21 protein-coding genes and 3 tRNA genes are annotated in these 18784 nt (G+C 71.6%); 5 read left to right on the top strand and 19 right to left on the bottom strand.

Features of this window, described 5'->3' with window-relative positions:
* Nucleotides 1-5: 5 nt before the first annotated feature.
* From ACIRC0_RS08580 to ACIRC0_RS08565, 4 genes are all read right to left on the bottom strand, one after another.
* Nucleotides 6-461 (bottom strand): MaoC family dehydratase N-terminal domain-containing protein, encoded by a 456-nt coding sequence (locus tag ACIRC0_RS08580; protein ID WP_403613149.1) that lies wholly within the window; start codon nt 459-461, stop codon nt 6-8.
* Between the two features lie 183 nt (nt 462-644).
* Nucleotides 645-809 carry a 50S ribosomal protein L33 gene (gene rpmG, locus ACIRC0_RS08575; RefSeq protein ID WP_003948671.1) on the bottom strand — a complete coding sequence of 55 codons (165 nt, stop codon included), beginning with the start codon at nt 807-809 and terminating at the stop codon, nt 645-647.
* Nucleotides 810-898: 89 nt separating this feature from the next.
* A tRNA-Met gene (locus ACIRC0_RS08570) sits at nt 899-971 on the bottom strand.
* A gap of 46 nt (nt 972-1017) precedes the next feature.
* A tRNA-Thr gene (locus ACIRC0_RS08565) sits at nt 1018-1090 on the bottom strand.
* A gap of 200 nt (nt 1091-1290) precedes the next feature.
* Here ACIRC0_RS08565 and ACIRC0_RS08560 point away from each other — a divergent pair.
* The 3 genes from ACIRC0_RS08560 (at nt 1291) to ACIRC0_RS08550 (ending at nt 3748) form a co-directional block, all read left to right on the top strand.
* A complete protein-coding gene (locus ACIRC0_RS08560) occupies nt 1291-2580 on the top strand; it encodes an amidohydrolase family protein (RefSeq protein WP_403613147.1) in 1290 nt (429 codons plus the stop codon).
* Nucleotides 2581-2705: 125 nt separating this feature from the next.
* A complete protein-coding gene (locus tag ACIRC0_RS08555) occupies nt 2706-3362 on the top strand; it encodes an SDR family oxidoreductase (RefSeq protein ID WP_403613145.1) in 657 nt (218 codons plus the stop codon).
* A gap of 11 nt (nt 3363-3373) precedes the next feature.
* A complete protein-coding gene (locus ACIRC0_RS08550) occupies nt 3374-3748 on the top strand; it encodes a nuclear transport factor 2 family protein (protein ID WP_403613142.1) in 375 nt (124 codons plus the stop codon).
* A 50-nt stretch (nt 3749-3798) separates the two neighbouring features.
* Here the strand turns inward: ACIRC0_RS08550 and ACIRC0_RS08545 are convergent, their stop codons facing one another.
* Nucleotides 3799-4011 (bottom strand): hypothetical protein, encoded by a 213-nt coding sequence (locus tag ACIRC0_RS08545; protein WP_403613139.1) that lies wholly within the window; start codon nt 4009-4011, stop codon nt 3799-3801.
* A 257-nt stretch (nt 4012-4268) separates the two neighbouring features.
* Nucleotides 4269-4350, bottom strand: a tRNA-Tyr gene (locus ACIRC0_RS08540).
* Nucleotides 4351-4574: 224 nt separating this feature from the next.
* On the opposite strand from ACIRC0_RS08540, the gene ACIRC0_RS08535 reads away from it, so the two are divergent.
* The gene (locus ACIRC0_RS08535) at nt 4575-5063 is read left to right on the top strand and encodes a YajQ family cyclic di-GMP-binding protein (RefSeq protein WP_403613136.1); all 489 of its coding nucleotides are present in this window, start codon (nt 4575-4577) and stop codon (nt 5061-5063) included.
* Between the two features lie 85 nt (nt 5064-5148).
* Here ACIRC0_RS08535 and ACIRC0_RS08530 read toward each other — a convergent pair whose 3' ends face one another.
* On the bottom strand, nt 5149-5415 hold the full coding sequence (locus ACIRC0_RS08530) for a GlsB/YeaQ/YmgE family stress response membrane protein (RefSeq protein ID WP_366024125.1): 267 nt from the start codon (nt 5413-5415) through the stop codon (nt 5149-5151).
* Between the two features lie 183 nt (nt 5416-5598).
* Here ACIRC0_RS08530 and ACIRC0_RS08525 point away from each other — a divergent pair, with 183 nt between their 5' ends.
* The gene (locus ACIRC0_RS08525; protein WP_403613133.1) at nt 5599-6861 is read left to right on the top strand and encodes an APC family permease; all 1263 of its coding nucleotides are present in this window, start codon (nt 5599-5601) and stop codon (nt 6859-6861) included.
* Nucleotides 6862-7030: 169 nt separating this feature from the next.
* On the opposite strand, the gene ACIRC0_RS08520 is transcribed toward ACIRC0_RS08525, so the two are convergent.
* The 12 genes from ACIRC0_RS08520 to ACIRC0_RS08465 form a co-directional block, all read right to left on the bottom strand.
* A complete protein-coding gene (locus ACIRC0_RS08520) occupies nt 7031-7423 on the bottom strand; it encodes a YccF domain-containing protein (protein ID WP_403613131.1) in 393 nt (130 codons plus the stop codon).
* Nucleotides 7420-8283 (bottom strand): zinc metalloprotease HtpX, encoded by an 864-nt coding sequence (htpX, locus tag ACIRC0_RS08515; protein WP_403613129.1) that lies wholly within the window; start codon nt 8281-8283, stop codon nt 7420-7422. Before htpX ends, ACIRC0_RS08520 begins: the two co-directional genes overlap by 4 nt.
* Nucleotides 8284-8516: 233 nt before the next feature.
* Nucleotides 8517-10016 carry an NADH-quinone oxidoreductase subunit N gene (locus ACIRC0_RS08510; RefSeq protein WP_403613127.1) on the bottom strand — a complete coding sequence of 500 codons (1500 nt, stop codon included), beginning with the start codon at nt 10014-10016 and terminating at the stop codon, nt 8517-8519.
* Complete coding sequence (locus tag ACIRC0_RS08505; RefSeq protein ID WP_403613124.1) at nt 10013-11587, bottom strand: NADH-quinone oxidoreductase subunit M; 1575 nt, start codon at nt 11585-11587, stop codon at nt 10013-10015. The genes ACIRC0_RS08510 and ACIRC0_RS08505 overlap by 4 nt, the downstream gene beginning before the upstream one ends.
* Nucleotides 11588-11593: 6 nt before the next feature.
* Complete coding sequence (locus ACIRC0_RS08500) at nt 11594-13585, bottom strand: NADH-quinone oxidoreductase subunit L (protein WP_403613121.1); 1992 nt, start codon at nt 13583-13585, stop codon at nt 11594-11596.
* Complete coding sequence (gene nuoK / locus ACIRC0_RS08495) at nt 13582-13947, bottom strand: NADH-quinone oxidoreductase subunit NuoK (protein WP_103841236.1); 366 nt, start codon at nt 13945-13947, stop codon at nt 13582-13584. The genes ACIRC0_RS08500 and nuoK overlap by 4 nt, the downstream gene beginning before the upstream one ends.
* Nucleotides 13947-14576, bottom strand: a complete 630-nt coding sequence (locus tag ACIRC0_RS08490) for an NADH-quinone oxidoreductase subunit J (RefSeq protein WP_403613119.1) — start codon at nt 14574-14576, stop codon at nt 13947-13949. The genes nuoK and ACIRC0_RS08490 overlap by 1 nt, the downstream gene beginning before the upstream one ends.
* On the bottom strand, nt 14573-15094 hold the full coding sequence (locus tag ACIRC0_RS08485) for a 4Fe-4S binding protein (RefSeq protein WP_366024255.1): 522 nt from the start codon (nt 15092-15094) through the stop codon (nt 14573-14575). Before ACIRC0_RS08485 ends, ACIRC0_RS08490 begins: the two co-directional genes overlap by 4 nt.
* Nucleotides 15095-15207: 113 nt before the next feature.
* On the bottom strand, nt 15208-16176 hold the full coding sequence (locus ACIRC0_RS08480) for an NADH-quinone oxidoreductase subunit H (protein WP_403613116.1): 969 nt from the start codon (nt 16174-16176) through the stop codon (nt 15208-15210).
* Nucleotides 16173-17573, bottom strand: a complete 1401-nt coding sequence (locus ACIRC0_RS08475) for an NADH-quinone oxidoreductase subunit C (protein WP_403613113.1) — start codon at nt 17571-17573, stop codon at nt 16173-16175. The genes ACIRC0_RS08480 and ACIRC0_RS08475 overlap by 4 nt, the downstream gene beginning before the upstream one ends.
* Nucleotides 17570-18190 carry an NADH-quinone oxidoreductase subunit B gene (locus ACIRC0_RS08470; RefSeq protein WP_403613110.1) on the bottom strand — a complete coding sequence of 207 codons (621 nt, stop codon included), beginning with the start codon at nt 18188-18190 and terminating at the stop codon, nt 17570-17572. The genes ACIRC0_RS08475 and ACIRC0_RS08470 overlap by 4 nt, the downstream gene beginning before the upstream one ends.
* Nucleotides 18181-18582 (bottom strand): NADH-quinone oxidoreductase subunit A, encoded by a 402-nt coding sequence (locus tag ACIRC0_RS08465; protein ID WP_403613107.1) that lies wholly within the window; start codon nt 18580-18582, stop codon nt 18181-18183. Before ACIRC0_RS08465 ends, ACIRC0_RS08470 begins: the two co-directional genes overlap by 10 nt.
* Nucleotides 18583-18784: the final 202 nt, after the last annotated feature.

Genomic DNA, 18784 nt, shown 5'->3' with positions numbered 1-18784 from the left:
CCGGGTCACTCCCCCTCTTCCGGCGCCCTGGCCACGAGCTTGGTCCAGGCGGTCACCACGTGCTCGCCGACCTCGTCGTGGACCTCGCCGCGGATGTCCAGGACGTCGTTGCCGGCCAGGCTCTTGATCGACTCGATGGTCGAGGTGACGCTGAGCAGGTCACCGGCGCGGACCGGGCGTGTGTAGACGAACCTCTGGTCGCCGTGCACCACCCTGCTGTAGTCCAGGCCGAGCTGCGGGTCCTCGACGACCTGGCCCGCGGCCTTGAACGTGATCGCGAACACGAACGTCGGCGGGGCGATCACATCGGGGTGACCGAGCGCTTTGGCGGCCTCCGGGTCCGTATAGGCCGGGTTGGCGTCTCCGATCGCCTCCGCGAACTCACGGATCTTCTCCCGGCCGACCTCATAGGGGTCGGTGGGCGGGTAGGACCGCCCCACGAAGGACTGGTCGAGCGCCATGGGCTCGGCACCTCCTGGTGTGTGCTGTGGTTGACCGCGCTGGACGAGCCGCCCGGTCCGTGGACGGTCCGGGCCGGCGGACCGCCCACATCGTCGCATCCGACAGCGAACGTGCGCGGCACGGACCGAAACGACACGAGGCCGCCCCCTGTTGTAGGGGACGGCCTCGCTGGTGAGTCTGGATCAGCGCGTCTCGCGGTGCGCGGTGTGCGCGTTGCAACGCGGGCAGTGCTTCTTCATTTCAAGACGATCCGGGTTGTTGCGCCGGTTCTTCTTGGTGATGTAGTTCCGCTCCTTGCACTCCACGCAGGCCAGCGTGATCTTCGGGCGGACGTCGGTGGCAGCCACGTGAGTGCTCCTTGACGAACAGGTAGACGAAATTAACGCAAGAAAGAGTAGCCGATCGAAGGACCGACCCCGCAATCGGCTACTGTGAGTAGCGGTGACCGGACTTGAACCGGTGACACAGCGATTATGAGCCGCTTGCTCTACCGACTGAGCTACACCGCTGCGATGCGATCGGGCCCCGCCTCGCGGCGGGAACCTCTCCCATCAGAGCCCCAATACGGAATCGAACCGTAGACCTTCTCCTTACCATGGAGACGCTCTGCCGACTGAGCTATTGGGGCGAGCGATGAAGACATTACACGGTCGCCTGCCGTTCGCCCAAATCCGTTTCGAGGCGCCCCGTCCGTCCTGTTCCCCGTGCCCCCACGCACCACACCCCCGGTACGACTATTGCGCTCCTCCCCGGCCCGGCCGGGTCGCAACTCTAGGCTCGACTCACCCTGCGTGATCTTGCCTTGGTGCCGTGAACCACAGGAGCGCGATGCCCGACAGCCGACCGCAGCCGCCCCGTTTCCCGCCCTCGCCGTCGGTACCCGCCGACTCGGCCACCCTGCTGCTGTGCGGGGCCCGGCTCACCGACGGCCGGACGGTGGACGTACGGCTCGGTGGCGGTCGTATCGAGGCCGTCGGCACGCCCGGCAGCCTGGCGACCGGGGCCGTCGGCGCCCGCGTCGACCTGCGCGGCTATCTGCTCCTGCCGGCCCCCGTCGAACCGCACGCCCACTGCGACACGGCCCTGTCCGCCGACGGCACGGGCGACACGCGGGGTTCGGGCGGCGACGGACCGGAGCCGCCCCATCCGGAGGAGGTCCATCCGGAGGAGGTCCAGCGCCGCGCCACCGAGGCCGCGCTGCTGCAACTCGGTCACGGCGCGACGGCCCTGCGCTCCCACGTCCGCATCGGTGACGGACCGGGGCTGGACGCACTGGCCGCCGTGCTGCGGGCGCGGCGCTCGCTGCGCGGGCTCGCCGAGCTGACGGCGGTGGCGATGCCGGGGAGGCTGACCGGGGGCGCCGGTGCGGACGGGCTCGCGATGCTGCGGGACGCGGTGAAGATGGGCGCGACCGTGGTGGGCGGCTGCCCGGACGCGGACCCCGATCCCACCGGGTACGTGGAGGCGGTCCTGCAGATCGCCTCGGAGTTCGGCTGCCCGGTCGACCTGCACACGGACGCCCGCGATCCGGTGCGGCTGTCCCGGCTCGCGGCGATGGCGGGCGGTCTGCGGCCCGGGGTGACCCTCGGACCGTGCGGCGGCCTCGGGCGCCTCCCGGCGGGGACGGCCGCCCGCCTCGCAGACCGGCTCGCCGCCGCCCAGGTCACCGTGGTGTGCCTGCCGCAGGGTGGCTGCGGCGGCGTCGGCCGGCGCGGCACGGCTCCGGTGCGCCTGCTGCGGTCGGCCGGGGTGCGGGTCGCGGCGGGCAGCGGGGCACTGAGGGACCCGGCGAACCCGGTGGGGCGCGGAGACCCGCTGGAGGCGGCCTACCTGCTGGCGTCGCGGTACGGACTGCCCGCCGAGGACGCGTACGACATGGTGAGCGCGGCGGCGCGGGCGGCGCTCGGGCTGCCGGAGGTGCGCGTGGAGGCGGGTTTCCCGGCGGAACTACTCGCGGTGCGCGCCGACGGGCTGGCCGGCGCGCTGTCGCTGGCCTACAGCCGGGTGGTGATCCACCGGGGGCGCCTGGTGGCTCGTACGAGCGCGGTGCGGGAGTACTGCGACTCGGCCGCGGTGGCGCTGGAGCTGCCGCGGCAGGGCCGGGCGGAGCCGTCGTGACGGCCGGGGGGACAACTCGGCCCTGACGTGCGGTCGTTGTGCGTGGCGGGAAGGCGCGCTCCGCTGTGCGTGAAGTCGTGGGAGTCGTGGGGCAAAAGGCCCTGTCGGGGCGTACGGTCGGAAACATGCGCATTGTCATCGCTGGAGGTCATGGTCAGATCGCGCTGCGGCTGGAGCGGCTGCTCGCCGCGCGCGGTGACGAGGTCGCGGGGGTCATCCGCCGGGCGGAACAGGCCGACGATCTGCGGGAGGCGGGCGCCGAGCCGATCGTGTGCGACCTGGAGTCGGCGTCGGCGGAGGAGGTCGCCGCACACCTGCGGGGAGCCGACGCGGCCGTCTTCGCGGCGGGTGCCGGCCCGGGCAGCGGCGCGCACCGCAAGCACACGGTGGACCGGGACGCGGCGATCCTGTTCGCGGACGCGGCGGAACGGGCGGGCGTGCGCCGGTTCGTCGTCGTGTCGTCGATGGGCGCCGACCCCGAACACCCGGGCGACGAGGTCTTCGACGTGTACCTGCGCGCCAAGGGTGAGGCCGACGCCTACGTACGCGCCCACAAGTCCCTGGACTGGACGATCCTGCGCCCCGGCTCCCTGACGGACGACGCCGGCAAGGGCCTGGTCCGTCTGGAGGCGCACACGGGACGCGGCGCGATCCCGCGCGACGACGTCGCGGCGGTCCTGGCGGAACTCGTCGACACCCCGGCGACGGCCGGTCTGACGCTCGAGTTGATCAGCGGATCGACCCCGGTGTCCGTCGCGGTGAAGTCGGTGGCCGGAAACTGAGCGGGCCGGGGATGCCGGAGGGGATTGCGCCGTCGCGGGCGGCGTTGCTGACTCGGATGTACGAGGTGTTCGCCACCGACGAACGGGACGCGTTGGTCCCGCACTGTCTGTCCCCGGACGTCGACTGGCCGAACGTCCTGGACGGCGTACGACTGCACGGCCACGAGGAGGTACGCGCGTACTGGGCACGCCAGTTCGCCTCCGGCCACCCGCTGGTACGCCTGGAGGGCCTGCGCCCGGACGACGACGGCGAGGCGGTCGTCGCCACGGTCCGGCCCGGTAGACGCACGGAGACGGGCGACGAGTGGGCGGCGGACACGGTCGAGCATGTGTACCGCTTCGACGCGGAGGGCCTGGTGAGCCGGATGGACGTCCGGCAGCCCTGACGGAACGTCGGTCGGCAGACGGGTACGGAAGGCGGGCCCGGAGACCGGCCTCAGAAAAGCGGAAGCTGACCGGGGAACTCCGGCACGGCGTACCCGTCGAGGGTGGGCTGCGCGGCGTCGGCCTGCGCGAGCCGACGGGACCCGGGACACGAGACGAGCGCGCCGCTGCCGCGCGCCCCCGGCGGATCGTGGCGCGCGTACCGCCCCGCGACTACGGCGATGTCCCGACGGCACTCGGGGCAGGTCCTGCGGGGCGACGACATGGATTCAGCGTACGAGAGCCGGCTCGGCGGGAAGGCGAAACGACGGGTGTCCGTCAGGGACACGACCTGTGGCGTCGACACCGTGGACCCCACCACGGCCGCTGTGAACGACCGACGGCCGGCTGACGACCGACGGCCGACCGACGGCCGACCGCCGACCGCCGACCGCCGACTGATCGCGGGACACTTGATCGCGGGGCACATGACAAAGGGCCCGTGGCCTGCTTTCTCGCAGGTCACGGGCCCTTTGCTCCGTGTGGCGGCGCCAGGATTCGAACCTGGGAAGGCTGAGCCGGCAGATTTACAGTCTGCTCCCTTTGGCCGCTCGGGCACACCGCCGGGATTGCCGCCCTGGAGGCCGCCTTTTCGGCGGTGCTCCCTGGCAACGACGTAAACGATACCTGATGCGGAGGGGTGCTTCGCCACCCGATAGATCGGCGACCTCGAGGGGAGGGGGTGGCTAGGCTTATGCGGATGCGGCCCGGTCGACACCGGGCCGGGCGGCCGCGCTCCCGCACGCCGATACGCAGCCCGTTCCATCCCGATACAAGGAGCCACAGGACATGGCCGACTCCAGTTTCGACATCGTCTCGAAGGTCGAGCGGCAGGAGGTCGACAACGCCCTCAACCAGGCCGCCAAGGAGATCTCCCAGCGCTACGACTTCAAGAACGTCGGCGCCTCGATCGCCTGGTCCGGCGACAAGATCCTGATGCAGGCCAACTCCGAGGACCGGGTGAAGGCCGTCCTCGACGTCTTCGAGACCAAGCTGGTCAAGCGCGGCATCTCGCTGAAGTCGCTGGAGGCCGGTGAGCCGCAGCTCTCCGGCAAGGAGTACAAGATCTTCGCGTCGATCCAGGAGGGCATCACCCAGGAGAACGCGAAGAAGGTGGCGAAGATCATCCGCGATGAGGGTCCCAAGGGCGTCAAGGCCCAGGTGCAGGGCGACGAACTGCGCGTCACCTCCAAGAGCCGGGACGACCTCCAGGCCGTGATCGCGCTGCTCAAGGGCAAGGACTTCGACTTCGCCCTGCAGTTCGTGAACTACCGGTAGGGCCCCTTCCACGACGCAGGGTGGGCACCCCGGAGCGCGGGGTGCCCACCCTTCTGTGCTGCTGGCTGCGGCTTCGGTGGCGCGTTCAGCGACGGGAGTCGCCGAACAGGACGCGGTAGATGATCAGCAGCACGAGCGAGCCGCCGATCGCGGCCGCCCAGGTGGCGCCGTCGTAGAACTGCTTGGTGATCGGGTGGTGCAGCCAGCGGGCGGAGATCCAGCCGCCGATGAAGGCACCCGCGATGCCGATGAGGGTCGTGCCGATGAAGCCACCGGGGTCCTTGCCCGGCAGCAGGAACTTGGCGATGGCGCCTGCCAACAGCCCCAGAATGATCCAGCTGACAATGCCCATGCCGTGAACCTGCCCTTCCGCGCTGTGCCTGTGCTGTGTTCCTGCTCCGGCCAGGCTGTGTCATGCGTCGACGGTGTGTGATTCTGCTGGTCACGCGCTCGTTCTCGAGTTCGTGGCGCGTCGTTGTCGGGGAGGACGCCTCCGCGGCGGCCGCCGGTTGCACGGCTCAGTAGGGTTCGGTTCATGACACAGTCCAGGGCACAGACGTCCGGCGCCACGGGGCTGCGACGGACCCTCGGGGTCGGGGACGCCGTCGTCATCGGGCTCGGATCGATGGTGGGGGCGGGGATCTTCGCAGCCCTGGCCCCCGCGGCGCGTGCCGCCGGATCGGGGCTGCTGGTGGGGCTGGCGGTCGCCGCCGTGGTCGCCTACTGCAACGCGACCTCCTCGGCACGGCTGGCCGCCCTGTATCCCGCCTCGGGCGGCACGTACGTGTACGGGCGCGAGCGGCTCGGGGCGTTCTGGGGCTATCTGGCGGGCTGGTCGTTCGTCGTCGGCAAGACGGCTTCCTGCGCGGCGATGGCCCTGACCGTGGGCGCGTACGTCTGGCCGGGGCAGGCGCACGCGGTGGCGGTGGCGGCCGTGGTGGCACTGACCGCCGTGAACTACGGCGGCATGCAGAAGTCGGCCCTGCTGACGCGCCTGATCGTGGCGGTGGTGCTGGCCGTCCTCACATCCGTGGTCGTCGTCTGTCTCGGATCCGGTGCGGCCGACGCCTCACGACTGGACGCGGGCGGATTCGGCGGGGCCGGCGGGGTGCTGCAGGCGGCGGGGCTGCTGTTCTTCGCGTTCGCGGGGTACGCGCGGATCGCGACCCTCGGCGAGGAGGTGCGGGACCCGGCTCGCACCATCCCGCGCGCGATCCCGCTGGCGCTGGGCATCACGCTGGTGGTGTACGCGGCGGTGGCTGTCGCTGCGCTTTCCGTGCTGGGTGCCGACGGGCTGGGGCGCACCGCGGCGCCGCTGACCGAGGCGGTGCGGGCGGCGGGCGTGCCCGGTCTCGTGCCGGTGGTGCGGGTGGGTGCGGCGGTGGCCGCACTGGGCTCGCTGCTGGCGCTCATCCTGGGCGTCTCCCGGACCACGCTGGCCATGGCCCGCGACCGGCATCTGCCGGGCGTCCTGGCCGCCGTGCACCCGCGGTTCCAGGTGCCGCACCGGGCCGAGCTGGCCGTGGGTGCCGTGGTGGCCGCGCTCGCCGCGACGGTGGACGTGCGGGGCGCGATCGGATTCTCCTCCTTCGGGGTGCTGGCCTACTACGGGATCGCCAACGCGTCCGCGTGGAACCTGAGTTCGGCGCCGGCTTCGCGCGTCGTACCGGCGGTCGGGCTCCTCGGCTGCGTCACGCTGGCCTTCGCGCTGCCCGGGGTGTCCGTGGGCGTGGGTGCGGGTGTCCTGGGCCTGGGCGTGGTGGCGTACGCCGTACGGCGGTGGGTGGCCGGGCGGTAGCCACTGGCCCGGGCTGCGGTGGGTGCCCGGGCGGTAGTCACCGGCCCGGGCTGCGGGCGGTGGCCGGGCGGTAGTCACCGGACCGGGCTGCGGGCGGCCGGGCGGTGGTAGCCACCGGCCTGGGCCGCAGGCGGGCGATCCGGAGTCGGCCCTGCTGCCCGCGCGTCCGTCAGCGGGTCGCGAAAGGCTGGTCCGTCGGCACGATTTCGCGGCCCAGTGGCAGCAGCGAAACCGGGATCAGCTTGAAGTTCGCGATGCCGAACGGGATGCCGATGATCGTCACGCACAGGGCGATGCCCGTGACGATGTGGGCGAGGGCCAGCCACCAGCCGGCCAGGACCAGCCACAGGACGTTGCCGACGCAGGACGGCGCGCCCGCGTCCCGGCGCTCGATCGTCGTATAGCCGAAGGGCCACAGCGCGTAGAGGCCGATACGGAAGGCAGCGATACCGAAGGGGATGCCGATGATCGTCACGCAGAGCAGCGCGCCCGCGAACAGGTAGCCGAGGAACAGCCAGAAGCCGCTCAGCACGAGCCAGATGACGTTCAGGATTGTCTTCACCGGTGGCGACCTGCCATCTGCTCGAGCCGGGCGATGCGCTCCGCCATCGGCGGGTGGGTGGAGAACATCTTGGACAGCCCCTGGCCGGGACGGAAGGGGTTGGCGATCATCATGTGGCTCGCCGTCTCGATCCGCGGCTCGGACGGGAGCGGCAACTGCTTTGTGCCCGTCTCCAGCTTGCGCAGGGCGCTCGCGAGGGCCAGGGGGTCGCCGGTGAGCTGGGCGCCGGACGCGTCCGCCTCGTACTCACGGGAGCGGCTGATGGCGAGTTGGATGAGGGATGCGGCGAGCGGGCCCAGGAGCATGATCAGCAGGAAGCCGAGCAGGCCCGGGCCGTCGTCGTCGTCCGAGCGGCCGACCGGGATCAGCCAGGCGAAGTTCACCAGGAACATGATCACCGAGGCGAGGGCGCCGGCGACCGAGGAGATGAGGATGTCGCGGTTGTATACGTGGCTGAGTTCGTGTCCGATGACGCCCCGCAGCTCGCGCTCGTCGAGGAGCCGGAGGATGCCCTCGGTGCAGCACACGGCCGCGTTGCGGGGGTTGCGGCCGGTCGCGAAGGCGTTCGGCGCTTCCGTCGGCGAGATGTAGAGGCGGGGCATGGGCTGGCGGGCCTGGTTGGACAGCTCGCGGACCATGCGGTACAGCGCGGGGGCCTCGAACTCGCTCACCGGGCGGGCGCGCATCGCGCGCAGAGCCAGTTTGTCGCTGTTCCAGTACGCGTACGCGTTCGTGCCGATGGCGACGAGGAGTGCGACGATCAGGCCCGTACGCCCGAAGAAGCTGCCGATGGCGATGATGAGTGCGGACAGTCCCCCGAGGAGTACTGCGGTCCTGAGCCCGTTGTGCCGGCGGTGCACGGTACGCCCTCCAAGTGGTGCGGCAGGGGAACCCTTTGTCTGCGAACTGCTTGTCGACTCCACTTCTCAGTGGACATTCCCGCTCTGGTCAACGCCAGGCGGGCGGCGCGAGTTCCCTGGGTGCGGGCTCCGGAGTCCGTGGGCCGTACGGGTGAGGCGGCGGCATCCGGTACGCGCGTGTGCCGGATGCCGGGTGCCCGCGCGCGTGCGTGCGCGGGTCGGAACAGCGCGGGTCAGAAGAGCGCGGTGGCCGAGAAGCGGAGCACCAACTGGGGGGCTCCCGACAGGGCGACGCCCAGCACGGCCGTCAGGGTGAGGGCGGCCGTGAGCGGGGCCGGGACACGGTGCTTCTCCGGCTCCCCCTCGGGGGCGCGGAAGAGCAGGGCCGTCCACTGGAGGTAGTAGAAGAGCGCGATCACCACGTTGACCGCCATGACCACGGCGAGCCAGCCGAGCCCGGCGTCGACGGCCGCGGAGAAGACGGTGACCTTCGCGAAGAGGCCGATGATGCCGGGCGGCAGGCCTGCCAGGCACAGCAGGAAGAACGCCAGGAGCAGCGCGGCGAGGGGGTTCGAGGCGTGGAGGCCGCGGTAGTCGGTGATGCGGTTCAGGGCCCTGGTACGGCCCACGAGGGCGGCCACGGCGAAGGCGCCGAGGTTCACCGCGGCGTACATGAGGGCGTACGCCACGGTGGAGCCGATCGCTTTCTGGGCGTCCTTGGAGTAGGCGGCTGCCGCGATCGGTACCAGGAGGTAGCCGGCCTGGCCGACGGAGGACCAGGCGAGCAGGCGTACCGCGCTGTACGCGCGCGGTGCCTGCTGCCGCAGGGCGCCGACGTTGCCGACGGTCATGGTGAGGGCGGCCAGCGCGGCCAGTGCCGGGCCCCAGGCGTCGGAGTAGGACGGGAGGGCTACGACGGTGACGAGGATCAGGCCGGAGAAGCCGACCGCCTTGCCGACGACGGACAGGTAGGCGGCGACCGGGAGGGGCGCGCCCACATAGGTGTCGGGCACCCAGAAGTGGAACGGAACGGCGGCCGTCTTGAAGGCGAAGCCGACGAGGGTGAGGACGACGCCTGTCTGGGTGAGCGTGTGGAGTTGTCCGTTCACGTGCTGGATCCGGTCGGCGACCTGGGTGAGGTACAGGGTGCCGGTGGAGGCGTACACGAAGCTGACGCCCATGAGGCTGACCGCGGTCGCGGTGACGGACGACAGGAAGAACTTCAGGGCGGCTTCGGAGGATTTCCTGTCGCCGTGCCGGATGCCTACGAGGGCGAACGCGGGCAGGGAGGCGACCTCCAGGGCGACGATGAGGGTGGCCAGGTCGCGGGAGGCGGGCAGCAGGGCGGCACCGGCGGCGGAGGACAGCAGCAGGAACCAGAACTCGCCTTCGGGGACGTCCTTCCTGGCGTCCTTCAGCGCGGTGACCGACAGCAGGGCCGCGAGGAGGGCGCCGCCGAGGACGAGGAACTGGATGACGAGGGTGAAACGGTCCGCCGTGTAACTGCACACCTGCGGGCTGCCGGTCAGGCAGAAGGTGGCGCGGTCGCCGTCCAGGAGGGGCAGCAGCATGACGATCGCGGCGGCCAGTCCGGCGATGGACGCCCAGCCGAGGAGGGCCTTGCGCCGCTCGTCGAGGAAGAGGTCGGCGACGAGGACGAGGAGTCCGACGGCCGCCGCGATGGTGGGCGGTGCGATCGCCAGCCAGTCGACGGACTGGACGAGGGAGCTCATCGGGTGCCTCCTGCGAGGAGCTGCTGCACGGCCGGGTCGGTCAGGCCGAGGAGTGCCCTCGGCCACAGGCCGGCGAGGACGGTGAGGACGACGAGCGGCGTCCAGGCCGCGAATTCGTACGTGTGGACGTCGGCGAGCTTGGGCGTCTCCTGGGGCACGGCTCCCATGCACACGCGCCGTACCACGATGAGCATGTACGCGGCGGTGAGCAGCGTGCCGAACGCGGCGATCGCCATGAAGGTGAGGAAGGCGGGGCGGCTGAGGCCGGCGGCGGGCTTGAACGCGCCGAACATCGCGAGCATCTCGCCCCAGAACCCGGCGAGGCCCGGCAGGCCCAGCGAGGCGACGGCGCCGAAGGCCAGCAGGCCGCCGAGGCGGGGTGCCTTGCCGTAGAGGGCGGCGCCCGTTTCCTCGGCGAGGGTGTCCAGGTCGGTGGTGCCGGTGCGGTCCTTCAGCGCGCCGACGAGGAAGAACAGCAGGCCGGTGATGAGGCCGTGGGCGATGTTGGCGAACAGCGCGCCGTTGACGCCGGTCGGGGTGGTCGTCGCGATGCCGAGCAGTACGAAACCCATGTGGCCGACGGAGGAGTAGGCGATGAGCCGCTTGAGGTCGCCCTTCGCGCCTCGTCTGGCGAGGGCGAGGCAGGCGAGGGATCCGTAGATGATCCCGACGACGGCGAAGGCGGCGAGGTACGGCGCGAAGGTGTGGAAGCCGTGGGGCGCCACCGGCAGGAGGATGCGTACGAACCCGTACGTGCCCATCTTCAGCAGGACGCCGGCCAGCAGGACCGAGCCGACGGTCGGCGCCGCGGTGTGGGCGTCGGGCAGCCAGCTGTGCAGCGGCCACATCGGTGCCTTGACCGCGAGCCCGATCCCGACCGCCAGAACGGCGATGACCTGCACGGATGTGGTGAGCGACCGGCCGTTGTCAGTGGCGAGTGCCACCATGTCGAACGTGCCCGCCTTGAGTCCGATCAGGAGCAGGCCGAGCAGCATGACGACGGAGCCGAGCAGCGTGAAGAGGATGAACCGCCACGCGGCCCGGGTCCGGCCCTCGCCGCCCCAGCGGGCGATGAGGAAGTACATCGGGATGAGGACCATCTCGAACGCGAGGAAGAACAGCAGCAGGTCGAGGACGGCGAAGGTAGCGAGGGTGCCGGACTCGAGGACGAGCAGCAGGGCGACGAAGGCCTTCGGGGACGGGCCCGAAGGCATCTTGAAGTACGAGTAGAGCGCGCAGAGGAAGGTCAGCAGCGCGGTCAGCACCAGAAGGGGGAGGGAGATGCCGTCGATGCCGAGGTGGATCCGCACGTCGAGTGCGGGGATCCAGCTGATGTCGGTGCTGGCCTGCATCGTCGAGGGGTGGTCGTGGTCGAAGCCGAGCGCGAGGGCGATCGCGGCGATGAGCACGGCACCGGTGACGGTCACGCCGTGCCGCAGCACGGCCTGCCCGGGCGACTTCCCCTTCAGTCCGGGCGGGGCCGGGAGGAGGGCGGCGAGCGCGCCGAGGAGCGGCGCGACGACGACGAATGCCAGAAGGAACTGCATCACGGACTCGCTGATATCGATCACGCCGGCTCACGCTCCCGTGGCGACGAGGAGGGCGGCCACCGCCAGGACGACGGTGCCGGCGAGCAGCGCGCTCACATAGGTCTGCACGTTGCCGGTCTGGGCGCGCCGCACGGCGGCCCCGAGCAGGCGGGGCACGGCGCCCGCGCCGCGTACGTAGGTCTCGACGACCTCCCGGTCCAGGAACTGCACGAGGCTCGCTCCGGCCCTGACCGGGCGGACGAAGAGCCAGTCGTACACGGCGTCCAGGTGGAAGCCCTCGGCCGCGTGGCGGTGCAGCGGGCCGAGCAGGAGGCGTCCCGGGTCCGCCGGGTCGGGCGCGTAGGCGATGTCGCCGTAGGCGGGCACGTGGCTTGCGATCGCCTCGGCCTCGACCAGGCCGGCGTCCGCCTCGGGGTGAGCCGCGACGGCACCCAGCGGGACGCGGGCCGCGAGTGCGGTGGTGTGCCGCCAGGCGCCGTAGGTCACGAGTGCGCCGACCAGGGCGAGGCCCGTGCCGAGGACGGAGGTGGTGAGCGTCGGCGTCAGGGAGCGTCCGTCGAACCAGTCGGGCAGGACACGGTAGGTGAGGCCGAACGCGATCGACGGGGCGGCGAGCACCCACAGCACGGCGTTCATGACCAGCGGCTGCTTTCCGTGGTCGGGGGCCTTGGCTCCGTGACCGCGGAAGGCGAGCAGCCACAGCCGGGTCGCGTACGCGGCGGTGAGGAGGGCCGTGACCAGGCCGGTGACGAGGACGATCCAGCCTGCGGCGCCGGGGGCGTGGTCGGTGTGGCCGGTGGCGACGTGCTCGGCGGCGCCCAGGACGGACTCCTTGGAGAAGAAGCCGGAGAACGGGGGGATCGCGGCGAGCGCGAGGAGCGCCACGGTCATCGTCCAGAAGGCGTCGGGGATGCGGTCGCGCAGGTCCCTCATGCGCGACATGGCGGCCAGCGAGTTGGTTCCGGCGGCGTGGATGATCACGCCGGCGGCGAGGAACAGCAGCGCCTTGAAGGCACCGTGGGACAGGAGGTGGAAGACGGCGGCACCGCGGTCGCCGACGGCGAGGGCGCCGGTCATGTAGCCGAGCTGGCCGATCGTCGAGTAGGCGAGGACCCGCTTGATGTCGTCCTGGGCGAGCGCGGCGAGCGCCGAGCCGGCCATGGTGACGGCGGCCGTCACGGCGAGGACGACCATGGCGGCCGAGGAGGCCTGGAAGACCGGGAGGAGGCGGGCGACGAAGTAGACACCGGCGGCGACCATCGTCGCCGCGTGGATCAGCGCGGAGACGGGCGTCGGGCCCGCCATCGCGTCGGGGAGCCAGGTGTGCAGCGGGAACTGCGCCGACTTGCCCGCCACGCCGGCCAGGAGCAGCAGGGCGACCACGGTCGGGTGGTGCAGTCCGCCGCTCGCGACGGCGCCGAGGACGTGGGTGATGCGGAAGGAGCCGGCATCGGTGCCGAGCGCGAACAGGCCGATCAGGAAGGGGACGTCGCCGAGCTTGGTGACCAGGAACGCCTTGAGGGAGGCGGCGCGGGCCTCCGGGGTCTCCCAGTAGTGGCCGACGAGGAAGTAGGAGCAGATGCCCATGACTTCCCAGCCGACCAGCAGCACGATCAGGTCGCCCGAGTAGACGACGAGGAACATCGCGGAGGTGAACAGGGAGACGAGAGCGGCGTAGGAGGGGTAGCGCGGGTCGTCGCGCAGGTAGCCCGTCGAGTAGAGCTGCACGCAGGTGGCGACGGTGCCGACCAGGACGGCGACGAGGGCGGCGAAGCCGTCGATGTGCAGGGCGAGTTCGATCGGGACCGAGCCGGTGGGGGTGAGCTCGGTGGCGGCATCGAGGGCCCGGCCTCCGCCTTGGCGGGCGGCCACCAGCACGGCGAGGACGAGCGAGGCGAGGGTCGGCAGGACGGCGAGCGGGCGGACGAATCCGGGGACCGTGCGGCCGAGGAGCAGGCCTGCCGCGGCGCCGAGGAACGGAAGGAGGGGTACGAGGACGGCGAGGGTGGTCGTGGTCACGCGGTGGCCTCAGCCTTCTCAGCCGCAGGGGTCTCGCCGTCGTGGCCCTCGGCGGTGTCGCGGAGCCGGTCGATGTCCGAGGTGCCGCGGTTGCGGTACACGGCGAGGACGATCGCGAGGCCGATGCCGATCTCGGCGGCGGCGATGGCGATGGTGAACAGGGTCAGGGCCTGTCCGGAGTGCAGGGTCTCGCGGGCGGCACGGCTCAGCCAGACGTCGAAGGCGACGAGGTTGAGGTTGACGGCGTTGAGCATCAGCTCGACCGACATCAGGACGAGGATCGCGTTGCGGCGGGCGAGGACGCCGTACAGGCCCGTGCAGAACAGGAGGGCGGAGAGCACGGCGGGATAGGCGAGGTGCATCAGCGGACGCCTTCCTTCTCGCTCCGGGTGTCCGGGGTGGCGGGGGCGTTCGCGGTGGTGGCCGCGTCCGCCTTCGCCTTGCGGGACAGGACGATCGCGCCGACCAGTGCGGCGAGGAGGAGGACGGAGAGGGCCTCGAAGGGGAGGACCCAGTTCTGGAAGAGGCTCGCGCCGGTGACCTTGGTGGAGCCGGAGGCGGCGCCCCCGAGGTCGATCCAGGTCGTGCGGAAGGCGTCGACGACCACCCACACCAGGGCGGCCGCGGCGGCGACGGCCACGGTGAGGGCGGCCCAGCGGTTGCCGGAGTCGGCGTCCGGGGAGCGGCCGATGGGCGCCTTGGTGAGCATCAGACCGAAAAGAAGGAGGACGACGACGGAACCGACGTAGATGAGGACCTGCACCCAGGCGATGAACTCGGCGGTGAGCAGGAGGTACTCGACGGCGAGCCCCCCGAGGGTGACCACGAGCCACAGGGCGGCGTGCACCAGCTGCCGGGTGGTGACGGTGACCAGGGCGGCGCCGAAGGTGACCAGACCGACGAGGAGGAAGGCGATCTCGACGCCGGTCGGGGACAGGAAGCCGTGCGAGGCCGCGGCGGCGGTGGTCAACGCGGCGGAGGGGGTGTTCACGACTCTCCTCCCTGTGGCTCGGCGGGCTCTGCGTGGTCTGCGGGCTCGGCCTGCGCGGCGGCCAGCTTCTCGGCGGTCTTGCGGGCTGCTGCGATCTCCTTCGGCTCCTCGGCGCCCGGGTCGAGGGCGGGCGGGGCCGGCACGGTCCACATCCACTCGCGGAGCTTGTCGCGCTCGTGGGTGAGGTCGCGGATGTCGGTCTCGGCGTACTCGAACTCCGGGGACCAGAACAGTGCGTCGAAGGGGCAGACCTCGATGCAGATACCGCAGTACATGCAGAGGGAGAAGTCGATGGCGAAGCGGTCCAGGACGTTACGGCTGCGTTCACGGCCGCCGGGGGCGGCGGGCGGGACCGTCTCCTTGTGGGAGTCGATGTAGATGCACCAGTCCGGGCACTCGCGGGCGCACAGCATGCAGACCGTGCAGTTCTCCTCGAACAGGCCGATGACGCCGCGGCTGCGGGGCGGGAGCGCGGGCTGGGCGTCGGGGTACTGCTCGGTGACGGACTTCTTCGTCATCGTGCGGAGGGTGACGGCCAGGCCCTTGGCGAGGCCGGAGCCAGGGATCGTCAGGCGGGGCCGCCCGGAGGGCGTCGTTGAGTGGTGGTGGTCGGGCGACGGGCGGGACATGGTTAGGAGATCACCACCTTGACGATGCCGGTAAGGGCGATCTGGGCGAGGGAGAGGGGGATGAGGAGGGTCCAGGAGAGCTTCTGGAGCTGGTCCTCACGCAGCCGGGGGTAGGTGACGCGCAGCCAGATGACGACGAAGGCGAGGATCGCGGTCTTCAGCAGCGTCCAGAGCCAGCCGAGGCCGTCGGCGCCCCACGGGCCGTGCCAGCCGCCCAGGAAGAGGACGGTGGTCAGTCCGCACAGGACGATGATCCCGGCGTACTCGGCGAGCAGGAACAGGGCGAAACGGAGGCCGGTGTACTCGGTGTACGCACCGAAGATGATCTCCGAGTCGGCGACGGGCATGTCGAAGGGCGGGCGTTGCAGCTCGGCGAGGCCGGCGACGAAGAAGACGATCGCGCCGACGATCTGCCAGGGCAGCCACCACCAGTGGAAGGCGTCGAGGATGCCGGGGAGCGAGACGGTGCCCGCCGCCATGGCCACCGAGGCGGCCGCGAGCAGCATGGGCAGTTCGTAGGCGAGGAGCTGGGCGGCGGTGCGGAGGCCGCCGAGGAGGGAGAACTTGTTGGCGGAGGCCCACCCCGCCATGAGGGAGCCGAGGACGCCGACGCCCATGACCGCGAGGACGAAGAAGATGCCCGCGTCGACGACCTGGCCGACGGCGCCCTCGCTCGGGCCGATCGGGATGGCGAGGAGGACGAGGAGGTACGGCAGCAGGGCCACGGCGGGGGCCAGCTGGAAGATACGGCGGTCCGCGCCCGCCGGGACGACGTCCTCCTTCTGCGCGAACTTCACGCCGTCGGCGACGAGCTGGGCCCAGCCGTGGAAGCCGCCCGCGTACATGGGGCCGAGGCGGCCCTGCATATGGGCCATGACCTTGTGTTCGGTCTGGCCGACGATCAGGGGGAAAGTGAGGAAGACGGCGAACACGACGAGGAGTCGCAGGCCGACGTCGAGAGCGCCGTTCACTGCGTGCCTCCTGGGGGGTCGTCGGGGTTCGGGGACTTGTTCGGGGAGTTCGGGGTCTGCTGCGCGCCGTCGGGCCGGGCGTCACCGGGGCGGGTTTCGCCACGGCGGGCTTCGCCGCCGGTCGCGTCGGGCTCCGCGGCGGGAGCGGTGTCGGCTTCCGCGGCTTGGGGCGCGGGGCCCGCGGTCGCTGGTTCGGTCGCGGGTTTCGCCGGTTCGCCGCTTGCTGGCTTCGCCGGTTCGGTCGCGGGTCCCGCCGGTTCGGTCGCGGGTTTCGCCGGACCTTCTGGGGTGGTGGGCTCGGGCTCGTCGAAGGCCGGGCGGGCGTGGTGCCAGGGGGCGTCAGAGCTGCGGGGGGCGGGGGCGGGCCTGCGGGGCGTGCCCTCGGCTGCCGGGGCCTCGGCACGCTGGGAGGCCGAACCCTCGGAAGCACTCCGCGCACGGCGCGGCCCAGCGGGAGGAGCCGCCGGCTCGGCACCGCGCTCGGGCCGTTGCGAGGCCGAACCCTCCGAAGCACTCCGCGCACGCCGCGGACCGGCCGGAGCCGTCGGCGCCGTGTCCTCAGCGGCACGCTGGGAAGCCGAACCCTCCGAAGCACTCCGGGCACGCCGCGAACCGGCCGGAGCCGTCGGCGCCGTGTCCTCAGCGGCACGCTGCGAAGCCGAACCCTCCGACGTGCTGCGGGCACGCCGCGGCGGTGCCGTCTCCGTGGGCTCGCCCGCGGCGGGGGCCTGGCTCGCGGAGCCCTCCGCCGCCGTGCGGGTGCGGCGTACGGGGCGTTCGCCCGCCGCTCGGCCTGCGGCCCGGGCCGGGCGGGCGGGGGCCGGGGGGAGCTGGCCCTTGAGGGGGCCCCACTCGTTCGGGTCGGGGACGCCCGGGGGCAGCATCTGGCGGCGCTTGGGGCCACCGTGGTCGGACTCGCCCGGTTCCTTCGCGCCGGGCCACGCCTTGGCGACCCGGGCCGCCAGGACGAAGTCCTTGCGCAGCGGGTGGCCCTCGAAGCCCTCGGGCAGGAGCAGGTGGTCCAGCGCGGGGTGGCCCTCGAAGGTGATGCCGAACATCTCGTGGGTCTCGCGTTCGTGCCAGGCGGCGCCCGCGTAGACGTCCACGGCGGAGGGCAGGACCGGGGCCTCGTGCGGGACGGTCGTACGGACGAGGAGGCGGCGGACCGGGGACAGGGCCACCACATGGGCCGAGACACGCAGGCCCGTGCCCGGTTCGTCGACCGCGCTCAGCCAGTCGAAGTACGTGCAGCCCAGCTCGTCACGCGCGACCCGGAGCGCCTCGGTCCAGCCCGTCGGGGTCACGTCGACGGTCAGGACCTCGTACGACTCCTCGGCCGTGGCCTCGGGGCCGAAGAGTTCCTCGGCGGACGCGGGCAGCCAGCCGACGGCGGTCATCGCCCCTCCCGCTGATCAGGTTCCGTGGCCGGCGGCGGCTGGACCAGGCCGCTCTGCAGGGCCGCGGTGGACGGCCGCGAGGATCCGTACCGCTCCCCCAGCGACTCGCGCGCGATCTTCTCCTGGAGCTTGAGGATGCCCTGGAGCAGTGCCTCGGGACGCGGCGGGCAGCCGGGGACGTACACGTCCACCGGGATGATCTGGTCGACGCCCTTGGTGACGGAGTAGGAGTCCCAGTACGGGCCGCCGCAGTTGGAGCACGCGCCGAAGGAGATGACGTACTTCGGCTCGGGCATCTGCTCGTACAGGCGTTTGATGGCCGGGGCCATCTTGTCCGTGACCGTGCCGGACACCACCATCAGGTCGGCCTGGCGCGGGCCCGGCGCGAACGGGATGACCCCCAGGCGGATGAAGTCGTGGCGGGCCATGGAGGCGGCGATGAACTCGATCGCGCAGCAGGCGAGGCCGAAGTTGAAGACCCAGAGCGAGTAGCGGCGTCCCCAGTTCAGGATCACCTTCATCGGCTCGGGGGCGAGGCGGGCCAGTGCGCCCAGCCTCTTGGGCTCCGGAAGCAGTACAGGGCCGGTGGCCTCGGTGGCCGAGGGGTTCACGTCCATGTCAGGACCCCCTTCTTGTACGCGTAGAGCAGTCCCACGGCCAGGAAGCCGAGGAAGACGAACATCTCCACCAGGGTGGTGGCTCCGTACCGCGGATCGGCGAAGACCGTGGCCCACGGGAAGAGGAAGATCGAGTCGACCGCGAAGATCACGTACAGGAACGCGTAGACGTAGTAGCGGACCTGCGTGTGGGCCCAGCCCTCGCCGACGGGGTCGACGCCGCACTCGTACGTCAGCAGCTTCTCCGGCGTGGGCACGACGGGGCGCAGCAGTCGGCCCGCGCCGAAGGCGACGGCGACGAAGAGCACGCCGACGACGGCGAGCAGCCCGACTACGGAGTAGGACTGGAAGTAGTCCGCCGCCACGACAGCGACGGCGGTCGGATCCGGCACGTCAGCCCCTCGCTCCCTGACCTCGTGACCCTGGTGAATGCTGTGATTCGACGATCTGTACGCACGGGAGTCTAGGCCCTGCTAAAGAGAGGGTAAGCAGCCCGTCGCACCTCGCGATGCCCTGGTACACGTCCCACTCGTCGTACGGCTCGCATCACGTACCCCTGGCACGGCCCGGATCACCTCCCGCGCCGGCCGGATC

Source organism: Streptomyces sp. NPDC093984, from assembly GCF_044764595.1.
GTDB classification, from domain to species: domain Bacteria; phylum Actinomycetota; class Actinomycetes; order Streptomycetales; family Streptomycetaceae; genus Streptomyces; species Streptomyces cynarae.
The sequence above is the reverse complement of the archived record's forward strand: the minus strand, read 5'-3'. Positions and strand labels throughout refer to the sequence as shown.